Origin of the sequence: Streptomyces sp. WMMC1477, from assembly GCF_027460245.1 — a bacterium.
GTDB lineage: Bacteria > Actinomycetota > Actinomycetes > Streptomycetales > Streptomycetaceae > Streptomyces.
Window position 1 is genome coordinate 2964088 of record NZ_JAPZBD010000003.1, and the last position, 12532, is coordinate 2976619.

Here is a 12532-nt window from a genome sequence, read left to right on the forward strand (position 1 = left end):
GAACACGACCATGCGGCAGTGGTGCCGCGGACCGTTCATTTTCAGCCAGGCGGTGTGCCGCCCGGGATCTGAGCCCGGCCCGGCGGCTTCCGCACCGTTCACGGTGCGGAAGGGCTGGCCCGTTCCGGTGCCCCCCAGCGCGAGCCGGGGCGCCACGCACGGCCGGACGCCGACCTCCTCGGCGGCCGGATATCCACCCTGGCCGGCATCCCCGGGCGTTCGGGGCCGGTGCAGCGCGAACCAGTCCATCCAAGCCTGGAGATGCTCATGCAGAACAAGGTTGCCCTGGTCACCGGCGCGGCGGGCGGCATCGGCGCCGCAGTGGTCCAGGCGCTGGCGGGGCGGGGGGTCCGGGTGGCGGCCGTCGACCGCGACGCCGGACGGCTCCACGAGACGGTCGCCGAGCTGGCGGGGGAAGGGCACCGCGTCGAGGCGTTCTCCGCGAACGTCGCCGACAGCCGCGAGGTCGAGACGGTGGTCGACGCCGTCCGGTCCCGGCTCGGACCGGTGGACTTCCTGGTCAACGTGGCCGGAGTGCTGCGCTTCAAGCCGGTGCTCGACCTCACCGACGAGGACTGGCGGACGACGTTCGGGGTGAACGCGGACGGTGTCTTCCACATGTCCCGGGCCGTGGTCCGCGCGATGGTCGCGCGCGGGGGCGGGGCCGTCGTCACCGTGGCCTCCAACTCCGCCGCGGTGGCCCGGACCGGAATGGCGGCCTACGGTGCTTCCAAGGCCGCCGCCACGCTGTTCACCAAGAGCCTGGGCCTGGAGGTGGCCGGGTACGGCATCCGCTGCAACGTCGTGGCGCCGGGTTCCACCGACACCCCGATGCTCACCGGGATGTGGGACGGCGACGAGGAGAGCAACCGGAAGGCCACCGTCGAGGGGTCCCCGGAATCCTTCAAGGGCGGCATACCGCTGGGGAAGCTCGCCCTGCCCCGTGACGTCGCGAACGCCGTCGTCTTCCTGCTGTCCGACGAGGCCGGCCACATCACCCTGCACGAGCTGACGGTTGACGGCGGCGCCACGCTGGGAGCCTGACGTCCGCCGCTCCGGGCCGCCCCTGGGAGGCGGCCCGGAGCGGCGCGTCCGGCGCCGTCCGGGAGGAGCTCAGAGCTCCAGGTCGACGTCGTGGCGACGCAGCCAGAAGTCGAGTGCCAGGACCAGCTCGGTGCCCGTCCGGTAGCCCGGGCGCGGGTCCTCGGCGGTGGCGGCGGCGAGGGCCTCCTCGTCCAGCAGTTCACGCACCGGGGAGTCGGTGCCGTCCGTCACGCGCCTGAGGGCGGCCCGGAGCCCGTCGAGATAGCGCGGGTCGCGGGTCGTCGGGTAGGGCGCCTTGACCCGGTCGGAGATCTCGGCCGGCAGCAGGTCGCGCGTGGCGGCGCGCAGCAGGCTCTTCTCCCGTCCGTCGAAGGACTTCATGGCCCAGGGCGTGTTGAAGACGTACTCCACCAGACGGTGGTCGCAGAACGGCACCCGGACCTCCAGGCTGGCCGCCATGCTGGCCCGGTCCTTGCGGTCGAGCATCCAGGGGAGGAAGCGGGTCAGGTGGAGGTAGCCGATCTCGCGCATCCGCCGCTCGGAGCCGGACTCCCCCGGCAGCCGGGGCACTTCGGCGAGGGCCTCGTGATAGCGCTGGGCGCGGTACCCGGCGAGGTCGATCTTCGTCAGCAGGCCGCGGTTGATCAGGGACTCGCCCGGCCCGCTGCCGGGACCGGCGATGCCGGTTCCGAACGGTGGCGCGAGCCAGGGGAAGGTGTCCGCGGCGACGGTCTCGGGGTGGTTGAACCACCGGTACCCGCCGAACACCTCGTCGGCCGACTCACCGGACAGGGCGACGGTGCAGTGCCGGCGGACCTCCTTGAACATCAGGTACAGAGAGGTGTCGCCGTCCCCGAGGTCGAAGGGCAGGTCCCGGGCCCGCATGACCGCCTCCCGGGCCGTGGTGTCCAGCAGCGACTCGGACGGGAGGCAGACCACGTGGTGGTCGGAGCCGACGTGCCGGGCCAGGAGTTGTGCGAACGGGGCGTCGGGCGTGCCGCGCCAGTCGTCGGCCTGGAAGGTGTCGGCGTGCCGGGCGAAGTCCAGGGCGAACGACTTGATCGGAGCCGTCCTGCCGCGGGCCGCCAGCGCGGTGATGACGCTGGAGTCCAGACCGCCGGAGAGCAGTGTCCCGACGGGCACGTCGGCCACGAGCTGGCGGTCGACGATGTCCTCCAGCAGCTCCCGCACGCGGCCGATGGTGGTGTCCAGGTCGTCGGTGTGCTCGTGGGACTCCACCGCCCAGTACCGGCGCACCGAGAGGCCCCCGCGGCCGATCCTCAGCGTGTGGCCGGGACGCAGCTCGTACATCCCCTTGTAGAGGGCGTGGCCGGGGGTCTTGGTGAAGCCGAGGAGTTCGGCGAAGCCCTCGGCGTCCATCGCGGGCCGTACCCGGGGGTGGGCCAGGATGGCCTTGGGCTCCGAACCGAAGAGCAGGCCGTCGGGAAGCGGCTGGTAGTAGAGGGGCTTGATGCCCATGCGGTCACGGATCAGGAGCAGTTCCTCGCTCCGGGCGTCCCACAGGGCGAAGGCGTACATGCCGTTGAGGCGTTCGGTGCAGCCCTCGCCCCACTCGAGGTAGGCGCGCAGGACGACCTCGGTGTCGCTGGCCGTGCGGAAGGTGTGGCCACGGCCGAGCAGTTCCCGGCGCAGCTCGCGGTAGTTGAACACCTCGCCGCTGTAGCTGAGGCCCACCACCACCTCACCGTCGCGTTCGAAGAACATCGGCTGGCTGCCGCCGGCCGGGTCGACGACGGACAGGCGACGGTGGCCGAGGGCCACCGTCGGGGTGGCCCACAGTCCCTCGGCGTCCGGCCCGCGGCACACCACGGTCGCGGTCATCGCCTGTGCGATGTCGGGTTTCACGGGTGCGTCCGGGTCGAAGGAGACCCATCCAGCTATTCCACACATGGGCGTCGTCTCTCCGGTGGGAGGGCGCGGGGACGGGCGGACCCGTCCCCGCGAGGTCAGGTGCGGGTGGGCGGCGGGCTGAAGCGCTTGAACGTCCAGGTGGTCGCCATGACGACGAGGACGAGCAGGAAGCTCACACCGGTGGCCCAGGCCATAGCGACGGACCAGTCGTCCCCGGTGGCGTTCGTGCCCGCCACGGCGAAGAACAGGGCGCCGATGGCCGCGACACCGGCAGCGCTGGCGAACTGCTGGCTGGTGGTGAGGATGCCGGAGGCCGTGCCGGCGTCCTGCGGACGGACCGTGGTGAGCGCAGCGCCGAACAGCGCGGGCAGCACCACGCCGTTGCCGCCGCCGATCAGGCACAGGCAGAACACGATCCACGGCAGGCCGGTGTCGGTACCGGCCACGGAGAGGCGCAGGGCGAGCATCGCCAGGCCGAGTGCGGTCACCCCGCCGGACACGACCAGCGCGTTCATCCCCCACCTCGCAGTGAGCCGGCTGCCCACCATCGAGGTGGCGGTGAACAGCACACCCATGGGGGAGAACACCAGGCCCGCCTCCAGCGGGTCGAGCCCGAGGCCGGACTGGAGCAGCAGCGTCAGCGTGAACATGAAGCTGCCGAAGTAGAGCATGAAGGCCACGCTCGCGAGCACGCCGCCGCGGAAGGAGTCGCTGCGGAAGAGGGACATGACGAGCACGGGGTTGCCGCCGCGGGCCGCGAGGCCCCGCTCCCACCACAGGGTGACCGCGGCCACCGGGGCGGCCAGCGCCATGCTGACCCAGGTCCAGGCCGGCCAGCCGGAGCCGTGACCCGTGGTCAGCGGAACCAGCAGCAGGGCCAGGGCGAGGGAGACGCCGACCGCGCCGGCCGGGTCCAGGCCCACCTTCTCGCGGCGCATGCGGGCGGGCAGCACCTTCATCGCGGCGAACGCGATGAGCAGGCAGAACGGCACGTTGATCAGGAAGATCGTGCGCCAGCCGAGCCCGGCGAAGTCGGAGGACACCAGTGCGCCGCCGAGCACCTGGCCGGCGATGGAGCCCAGACCGGCCGCGACGCCGTACCAGGCCATCGCGCGGGGCTTCTTCTCGTCCGGGAAGTAGGCCGTGATGACGGCGAGCACCGGCGGCACCATGATCGCCCCGGCGAGACCCTGCGCGAGGCGGGCGGCGATGAGTTGCCCGGGGGTGGTCGCCACCCCGCACAACAGAGACGTCACCCCGAAGGCGAGGGTGCCGATGACGAACAGGCGTCGGTGGCCGTAACCGTCCCCGAGCCGTCCACCGGTGATCATGCCGCCCGCGTACGCGAACGCATACCCGCCGACGATGAGTTCGAGAGCTGCCGGGCTGGCGTTGATGCTGCTTTCCAGGGAGGGCGCCGCCACGTTCACGACAAAGAAGTCGAACTGGGCGAAGAACATGGCTGATAACAGCACCAGGAGAACCGGGGTGGTGCGCAGCGCGGGCGGTGCCTTGGCCCGCGTTTCGTGGGGCTCGTGGACGGTGGTCATGGGCTCTTCCTCGCAGGTTCGCGCGGCACGCCGGAGTTCAGGCCGCTGGTTCGGAGGCCGGGTTCGTGACGGGGCCGGAGACGGGAACAGTCTCCCCGTCTCCGGCCGGTGCCATGGGCCGCAGGCATGGTTTTTGCGTCAACCACGTCTGCGCTCGGCCCGCCCGTGTCAACGACGTCTGCGTCGGCCGTGCACGGCGCAGGTGATCCGTGCGGTGCAGACCCGGCGGCCCGCCTCGTCGGTGATCACGACCTCGTAGCTGGCCGAGGAGTGACCGAGGTGCAGTGCCGTCGCCACGCCGGTCACGGTGCCGGAACGCACGGCCCGGTGGTGCGTCGCGTTGAGGTCCACGCCGAGGGCGATGCGTCCCTCGCCGGCGTGCAGGGCCGCGCCCAGCGAGCCCAGCGACTCCGCGAAGGCTGTCGAGGCTCCGCCGTGCAGCAAGCCCTGGAGCTGGGTGTTGCCCGACACCGGCATGGTCGCCACGACCCGCTCGGCGGTGGCCTCCAGGAAGACCATGCCCATCCGGCCGGCGAGGGTCTCGGCCCCGGCGTCGTTGACCCAGGCCACGGTCGTGTCGCACGGCCCGGATGACCCGGACGGCTCGGACGCCCCGGACGGCTCGGACGCCTCGGGCCGACCCGTCGGCGCGGTGCCCGCCGCGGCCTCCGGGCGGCCGGGCACCGGAGCGGAGGGCGCGGTCACGCGTCGGCCTCCGTCGCGGCGTCGGCCAGGGCCACCGCATGCGGGTCGGACGCCTGGTAGTCCTCCAGCGCGGCGTACCGCTCGCGCAGTCGGCGCTTGAGTACCTTGCCGGTGGGACCGAGCGGAACGTCCTGCGGGGAGGGCGCGATCTCCAGCAGCAGCAGTGTGGGCTGGCCGACGCCCGCCAGGACGTCGTTGGCGCGTTCCAGCAGGTCCGCGGTGGCGGCTTCCCGGCGGAGCGTCACCAGAGCCACCGGCACGACGCGTCCGCGGTGCTGCCCGGCGACCACGGAGCAGTCGGCCAGTTCCTCGATCGCGAGGAGCAGTTCCTCCTCCATCAGCGCCGAGTAGCCGTCGCCGTCGGCGGTGCGTATCCGGTCCACCGCCCGGTCCACGTGGAAGTACTCGCCGTCGGCCGAGCGGCGTACCAGGTCCCCGGACAGCCAGTAGCCGGAGAGCATGGAGCGGTAGGTGGTGTCGGAGTCGTTCCAGTACCCGTGGGCCACCGACTCGCTGCGCACCCCGAGCAGGCCGACCTCGTCCGGCCCGGCCTCGGAGCCGTCCTCGTTGAGCACCGCCACCTCGGCGATCGGCACCCGGGTGCCCAGGTGCCGGGCGCGGGTCGGGGAGTCCTTCGTCAGCACCCGGCGCAGTGCGGCCCACCCCAGCTCGGAGGAGCCGAGCCCGTCGTCGATGACCGACCCGGGGACCGGGGTGCCTCCGGAGGTCGTGCGCCCCAGTTCCATCAGCCGCCGCAGGTGGGCGTCGTGTCCGCAGTCCCCGAGGTTGACCCACACCTCGACGGAGTCGAAGTCCGCGGGGTCGGGGTCGTGCGTGGCCAGGTGCGAGAGCGCTTCGTTGAAGGCGAGGACGACGGTCGGGCGGTGGGTGGCGCAGCCCCGGGCGATCCCCGGGCCGGTCGGGTCGGACCAGCCGACCGTGGGCACGCCGGCGAGCAGGGAGTAGAAGGTGAACGCGATGGCGCTGGAGTGCGACTGCGGTGCGCCCGCGAGCACCACGACGCCCTCCGGCTCGGGGTGGTTGACGAGCCGGTAGCAGGCGCCCGAGACGCTTTGCCGGTGGGCCCAGATCACCGGCTTGGGAGCGCCGGTGGTCCCGGAGGAGTGGCAGATGACGACGGCGTCGTCGTCACTGTGCCGGAAGAGGTCCGACGCACGCGGGGCGCGGGCCCCCAGCACGCCGACCTCCTCGTCGAGGGCGGTCCAGCGCAGTTCGGGCAGTGCGCGCTCCCCGCCGGCGAGGAGATCCAGCCGTTCACGGTCGGTGAACAGCCCGACGGCACCCGTGCGTCGGACCAGGCCGAGGGCGAACTCGGGCAGCATGCGGCCGTTGATCAGCACGCCGATCGCACCGATCCGGGCCAGCGCCGTGAGATGCACCTGGTACGCGAACGTGTCCGCCAGGAACACGGCCACCCGGTCGCGCGGCCCCACGCCGCGGTCCAGGTACCAGGCCGACCAGGCGTCGGCCAGGGCGTCGAGCTCGCGAAGGCTGAACTCCGAGCGCGGCTCCCCGTCCGGTCCGGTGAGCGGCCTGTCGGCGACCAGCACCGGCAGGTCCGCCGCCGGGTTCGTCTCCACGGCGAGCCGCCAGGCGTTCCCGCCGCCGAGGCCCGGCAGCTCTGCGAGGCGCCTGCGGGCTTCCGGGGGCAGCATCGTCTTGTGCGTGAGCGGCATGAGATCACCTGGCTTCGGTCGGAGGAATCTCGGGCGGACGTCGGAACTCCGCCGGCGGCGGCGCGGGCACACCCTGCGGGACACCGGCCTGCCTGCCCCGGCGCGGCGACCGTCCACCCCGCCGTGCTTGCGTCCCGGCGCGTGCCGGCCCGCACGGGCAGCTCGTCCACGCAAACTACGGGCGGGTCCGGGCCGCCGCCACCGTGGTGCGGAAAGTGCGTCAGGTCGGGTCGCGCACCGGGCGGACCGGTATCCGCCCGCTGCCGCGCGGCCGGTCGAATGCGACGGCAACGCGGCTGGTGCACAGCTGACTTGACGGATTCCTGAGGCGGTCACTGACGGGCCGAATGTGCCTCGGGTACGGTCCAGACGCCTCGTTGGAAGACTCTGGGGCCATCGCTGCGGCAGTCCTGTAGACCGACACGGACCGACAAGGAGCGCGCCCGTGCAGCCTGAGCGGATGTCCGACATCGTGGAGCGAATACGCCGTATCGTGGCGGACGTTCTCGAACTGGACCTTGCAGAGATCTCCGCCGACGCCTCCTTCCAGCAGGACCTGAAGGTGGACTCCCTGGAGAAGGTCGAGATCGCCGCGCGCGTCGAGCGTGCCTTCGGTCACGGGCTGCACGGCGAGGACTTCGCCGAGATCGACAGCGTCCTCGACGCCGTGGGCCTGCTGAGGGCGGGCGGTTCGCGCGTCCCGCCGCCGACGGGCGGGGAGCCGCCGGACGCCGGTCCCGGCGCGGACGCCTCCGGGGCGGTTCCCGCAGAGCGAGCCGACGCGCGGCGGGCCGCGGCGGACCCCGTCGTGGCCGGTCCCGGCCCGTCCTCGGAGGGCACTGACCTGGTGCGGCGGCTGGTCGGCCGTCATCTCGCCGCCGGTCAGGGCGCCCGGACGGCCTACACCGATCCGGACCTCGGCGAGGTCAGCTACCGTCAGCTGTACGAGGCGGCGCGTGGATACGCCGGATCGCTGAGGGCCCTCGGCGTGCCGTCCGGCGCCCGCGCCGTGGTCGTCGCCCAGGATTCCGTGGCCACCGTGGCGGCGATCCTCGGGCTGTGGTGGCACGGCTGCGTGCCGGTGCCGGTCAGCCCCCTGCTCGGCGAGGACGAGCGGGACCTCATCGCCGCCGACTGCGCCGCCGAGGTCCTCCACCTGGACACCTGTCCCCCCGACACCGGAGCGGACGGGCTGGCCGGGGGCCGCGTCGTGCTCGTCGGGGACGAGGTCCGCGCCGGGTTGCGCGGCGACGGTCCCACCCCCGCCCACCGGCCGGACCTCGCCGGGCCGCCCGCCCTGCACGGCTCCGGCCGCGCCGCCCTCATCCAGTACACCTCCGGCAGCACGGGCAGGCCCAAGGGCGTGCGGCACTCCGCCGCCGGAATCCGCGCCATGCTCGACGGCTTCGGCGCCCGGCTCGCGCTGCGCCCGGACGACGTCGTGCTGTCCACCGCCCGGATGTCCTTCGGCTACGGCTTCGGCAGCTCCGTCCTGTGCGCGCTGGACGCGGGGGCGACCACCGTCCTGATCGGCGGGGCCGTCGACTCGCGCGTCGTCACCGCCACCCTGCGGCGCCACCGCCCGACGGTGCTGTGCTCCGTACCGCGCCTCTACGCGGCCCTGCTCGACGCCCTGCGCCCCGGCGACGAGGCCGTGGCCGCGCTGCGGCTGTGCCTGACCGCGGGCGAGAACTGCCCGGCCGCGCTCCACCGCCGCATCCGGGAGACCTTCGGCGCACCCGTGGTGAACTGCTTCGGCGCCACCGAACTGATGCACGTCGTCATCGCCACGCCACCGGACCAGCCGATGCCCGGACACATGGGAGCCCCGGTGCCGGGCGTCACCGTCACCGTCCGGGACGAGGAGGGCGGCCCGGTGCCCGACGGCACCGAGGGCCGCCTGCACATCGCGGGCCCCACCGTCGCGCTGGGGTATCTCGACCGCCCCGACGCCGATCGCGTCACCTTCGCGGACGGCGGCGCCTACACCGGCGACCTGGTGCGCCGGGACGCCGACGGTCGTCTCACCCACCTGTGCCGTGTCGACGACGTCCTCAACCTCGGGGGCTACAAGGTCGCTCCGGCGGAGATCGAGGCCGTGGTGCGCGACGTCAGCGGGGTCCGCGACTGCGCTGTGGTCGCCTCCCGGGACGCGGACGGCCTGGAGTGCGCGGTGGCGTTCCTCGTCGCCGACGGAACCGAGGACACCGCGGACACCGGCCACGACACCCTCCGGCGGGCCGTACGGTCCCGCATCCGCCGCGATCTCGCGCCCTACAAACGGCCTGCGCGGATCGAGTTCGTCGACGCGCTGCCCACCACGACCACCGGAAAAGTGGCCGCCCACCGACTTCGGGAGCAGGCAAAATGACGTGGGACATCACCGGGATGGGGGCGGTCGCGTGTGTGGGCGACTCCCCGTCCGGGATCTTCGACTCGCTGTGCGCGGGCGTCGACGGTCTGGGCGCGCTCCAGGCCTTCGACCACGACAAGTACCGCGCCCGGCGGGCCTACGAGATACCCGACCGGCGCCGGCCGGGCGTCGACGAACCGGGCCGGGCCACCCGCTGGCTCCTCGCGTCGATCGACCAGGCCCTCGCCGACGCCGGTCACCCCGCTGACCTGGCCGACGTACCCGTGCTGGTCGGCACCACGCTCCAGGAACAGCGCAGCGCCGAACTGTGGTGGCGGCACGGCGCGCCGCTCGACCCCGCCGCGCTCCACTTCGGCACCGCGCTGCGCGAGCGCTACGGCGCCACCCGCACGTACACGTTCGCCAACGCCTGCGCCGCCACGCTCTACGCGCTGGCCATGGCCACCGACCTCATCGAACTCGGCGCTGCCGACACCGTCGTCGCGGCGGGAACCGACTCCATCGGCGAGAGCGCCTTCGGCACCCTGGACCGGGTCCAGAACGAGCCCGAGGCCCTGCGCCCCTTCGACCGCTCGCACCGCGGCATGCTGATGGGCGAGGGCGCCGTGGCGGTGGTGCTCACCCGCGCCGCCGGTTCCGGCCGCCGGGTCCACGCGCGGCTGCGCGCGGTGGGCGTCAACTGCGACGCCCACCACTCCACCGCCCCCGACCCGGAGGGCATCACCCGCGTGCTGCGCGAGACCCACCGGCGTGCCGAGGTGGCACCGCCCGACATCGACCTCGTCATGTTGCACGGCAGCGGCACGCCGAAGAACGACTCCACCGAGGCCACCGTGCTGTCCCGGATGTTCCCCGGCCCGGGCGGGCCGCTGATGACCGCCATCAAGTCGATGACCGGCCACACCCTGGGCGGCTCCGGCCTGCTGAGCCTGATCACGGCGGCGATCGCCCTGCAGCGCGGTCAGGTCCCGCCCGTGCTCGGTCTCGTCGACCCCATCGAGGAGGCCGACGGCCTCCGGCTGGTGCGCGACAAGGCAGCCACCGCCGACCTGACACTCGCCCAGATCGACGCGTTCGGCTTCGGCGGAATCAACGCCGCCGCGATCCTGGAAGCAGCGTGATGAGCACCCCACACCCCCCGGCGCCCGCATCCGCGCCCGCATCCGCGCCCGCGCCCGTGCCCCCGCCTGGCCGCCGCGAGGCCGTCGTCACCGGAGTGGGCCTGGCCGTCCCCGGGCTCAGCCTCCCCGACGAACTGCTCGGCGCCGTCCGCGAGGGCGGCTTCGATCCCCGTACCGGACTCCTCGGGCGCGACCTGCGGCACAAGGACCGCGCCTCCCGGCTCGCTCTGCGCGGCGCGGCACCCGCCCTGCGGGACGCGGGGCTGCTCGGCGACGACGGCTACACCGGCGAGGGCGACTCCACGGCCGTCGTGGTCAGCAGCAACTTCGGGATCCTGGAGAGCGTCTGCTCCTTCGCCGACATCATCGCCCGGGACACGGTGCGCGGCCTCAGCCCTGTCGGGCTGCCGCAGACCTCCAGCAACGTGATCGCCGGTTCGGTCGCCATGGCCCATGGGCTGCGCGGCCCGAGCCTCACCCTGTGCAACGGTCCTACGAGCGGTCTGGACGCCATCGACTGGGCCCGCCTCCTGATCGTCTCCGGGCGGGCCACGACGGCCCTGGTGATCGGAGTGGAGCCGGACGGCGACGCCGTCACCAAGCTGCTGGGCGCGGCCACACTGGACGGCGCGGTCGCGCTCGTCGTCGAGTCGGGCTCCCGCGCGGCGGAGCGGGGGGCCCGGGTGCGCGCCACCGTGGACGGCTGCGCCCGCGCGGCCGACCTGGCCGGGGCCGTCACCGGGGCGCTGGGCTCGCGGCCCGGCCCGGACGGGGCCGCCGGGCAGTTCCCCGACGCCTCCGTCGACCTGTGGCTCACCGATCGTCAGAGCCGGGACGGCGACGTCGCGGACGGTACCGCCGCCCGGCCGCCCGTACGGGCCGACGCCGTGGTCGACCCGGCCGCGCCGCTCGGGCTCTGCTCCGGCGCGCTCGGGGTGCTCCAGGCCGCCGCCGCCGTCGCGCACTTCGACGAGCACACCGGCCACACCGCCCTCGCCACCTGCGGAGGCCCCGGTGACGACGCCGTCGCCGCGCTGTTCCTCGGCGGCCCCCGCCGCACCGCCTGACCCCGCTCACGTCCACCCAGATGAGGAGTCATCCATGGCCGAGCACACCGACCGGCAGGTCGATCCGGAGGAGCTGCGCGCCGTCGTCGCCAAGGCGCTGGAGCTGCCCGTCGAGGAAGTGACCGACGACGCGCGGTTCAAGGAGGACCTCGACGTCGACTCCCTGATCTCGCTGGAGATCGCCGTGCGCGTCGAGGAACAGTACGGGGTGCAGATCGACGATTCGCAGTTGGCCGAGATGGGCAGTTTCCGCCTCGTACGGGAGTTCGTCGAGGCCAGCCTGGGCGCCGAGTCCGCGACGTGAGCGGGGCCGGAACCGGGCACGCGGCCGAACCCGCCCGCCCCGTCGCGCTGGTGACCGGCGGCTCCCGGGGCATCGGGCGCGCCGTCGTCGTCCGGCTCGCCGAGGACGGCTACGACGTCGCTTTCTGCTACCGCTCCGACTCCGCCGCCGCCGAGGCCGCGGCCAAGGACGCCGAGGAGGCCGGTGCGCGCGTCCACCACCGGCGTGTCGACGTCGCCGAGTTCGCGCAGGTCAAGGAGTTCGTCTCCGGAGCCGAGCAGGAGGTCGGCCCGCTGTCGGCCGTCGTCACGTCGGCCGGGATCACCCGTGACCGCCCGCTCGCGATGATGAGCGAGGACGAGTGGCACGGGGTGGTGAACACCAACCTCAACGGCACCTACAACGTCTGTAGGGCGGCCGTGTTCGCGCTGATGAGGCGCCGGCGCGGGGCGATCGTCACCCTCTCGTCCATCGCCGGGGTACACGGCAACGCCACGCAGACGAACTACGCGGCCTCCAAGGCGGGCATCATCGGCCTGACCCGCTCGCTGGCCAAGGAGTGCGGCCGTTTCGGCATCCGGGCCAACACCGTGGCGCCGGGGCTGATCGACACCGACATGACGGCTGACCTGCCCCCGGAGGTCACCGAACGCCACCTGTCCAACATCGCGCTCGGCCGGGCCGGTACGCCGCGGGAGGTCGCCGAGCTCGTCTCGTTCCTGGTCTCGGAGCGGGCCTCGTACCTCACCGGCCAGGTCATCGAGATCAACGGCGGTCTCTCCGGCTGACCGGCCGCACCGCACGGGTGCGGCCGGCCGC

General features: G+C 73.4%; 10 protein-coding genes. 6 read left to right on the plus strand and 4 right to left on the minus strand.

Annotated elements, in window-relative coordinates; all coding sequences use genetic code 11:
- Positions 1-267: 267 nt before the first annotated feature.
- Positions 268-1044, plus strand: a complete 777-nt coding sequence (locus O7609_RS13645; RefSeq protein ID WP_269736667.1) for a 2,3-dihydro-2,3-dihydroxybenzoate dehydrogenase — start codon at positions 268-270, stop codon at positions 1042-1044.
- A 69-nt stretch (positions 1045-1113) separates the two neighbouring features.
- Here O7609_RS13645 and asnB read toward each other — a convergent pair whose 3' ends face one another.
- The 4 genes from asnB to O7609_RS13665 form a co-directional block, all read right to left on the minus strand.
- Complete coding sequence (gene asnB / locus O7609_RS13650; protein WP_269736666.1) at positions 1114-2955, minus strand: asparagine synthase (glutamine-hydrolyzing); 1842 nt, start codon at positions 2953-2955, stop codon at positions 1114-1116.
- A gap of 56 nt (positions 2956-3011) precedes the next feature.
- On the minus strand, positions 3012-4466 hold the full coding sequence (locus O7609_RS13655; protein ID WP_269736665.1) for an MFS transporter: 1455 nt from the start codon (positions 4464-4466) through the stop codon (positions 3012-3014).
- A gap of 168 nt (positions 4467-4634) precedes the next feature.
- A complete protein-coding gene (locus tag O7609_RS13660; RefSeq protein WP_269737268.1) occupies positions 4635-5036 on the minus strand; it encodes a hotdog fold thioesterase in 402 nt (133 codons plus the stop codon).
- Positions 5037-5167: 131 nt separating this feature from the next.
- The gene (locus tag O7609_RS13665) at positions 5168-6868 is read right to left on the minus strand and encodes an AMP-binding protein (protein ID WP_269736664.1); all 1701 of its coding nucleotides are present in this window, start codon (positions 6866-6868) and stop codon (positions 5168-5170) included.
- 445 nt (positions 6869-7313) lie between these two features.
- Between O7609_RS13665 and O7609_RS13670 the strand changes: the two genes are divergently transcribed.
- The 5 genes from O7609_RS13670 to fabG are packed head-to-tail and all read left to right on the plus strand — an operon-like array spanning position 7314 to position 12501.
- Positions 7314-9239, plus strand: a complete 1926-nt coding sequence (locus O7609_RS13670; RefSeq protein WP_269736663.1) for an AMP-binding protein — start codon at positions 7314-7316, stop codon at positions 9237-9239.
- Positions 9236-10363, plus strand: a complete 1128-nt coding sequence (locus O7609_RS13675; protein ID WP_269736662.1) for a beta-ketoacyl synthase N-terminal-like domain-containing protein — start codon at positions 9236-9238, stop codon at positions 10361-10363. The genes O7609_RS13670 and O7609_RS13675 overlap by 4 nt, the downstream gene beginning before the upstream one ends.
- On the plus strand, positions 10363-11430 hold the full coding sequence (locus O7609_RS13680) for a beta-ketoacyl synthase N-terminal-like domain-containing protein (RefSeq protein ID WP_269736661.1): 1068 nt from the start codon (positions 10363-10365) through the stop codon (positions 11428-11430). The genes O7609_RS13675 and O7609_RS13680 overlap by 1 nt, the downstream gene beginning before the upstream one ends.
- 34 nt (positions 11431-11464) lie before the next feature.
- A complete protein-coding gene (locus O7609_RS13685) occupies positions 11465-11734 on the plus strand; it encodes an acyl carrier protein (protein ID WP_269736660.1) in 270 nt (89 codons plus the stop codon).
- Entirely contained in the window at positions 11731-12501 is a 771-nt protein-coding gene (fabG, locus tag O7609_RS13690; RefSeq protein ID WP_269743632.1) for a 3-oxoacyl-ACP reductase FabG, read from the plus strand. The genes O7609_RS13685 and fabG overlap by 4 nt, the downstream gene beginning before the upstream one ends.
- Positions 12502-12532: the final 31 nt, after the last annotated feature.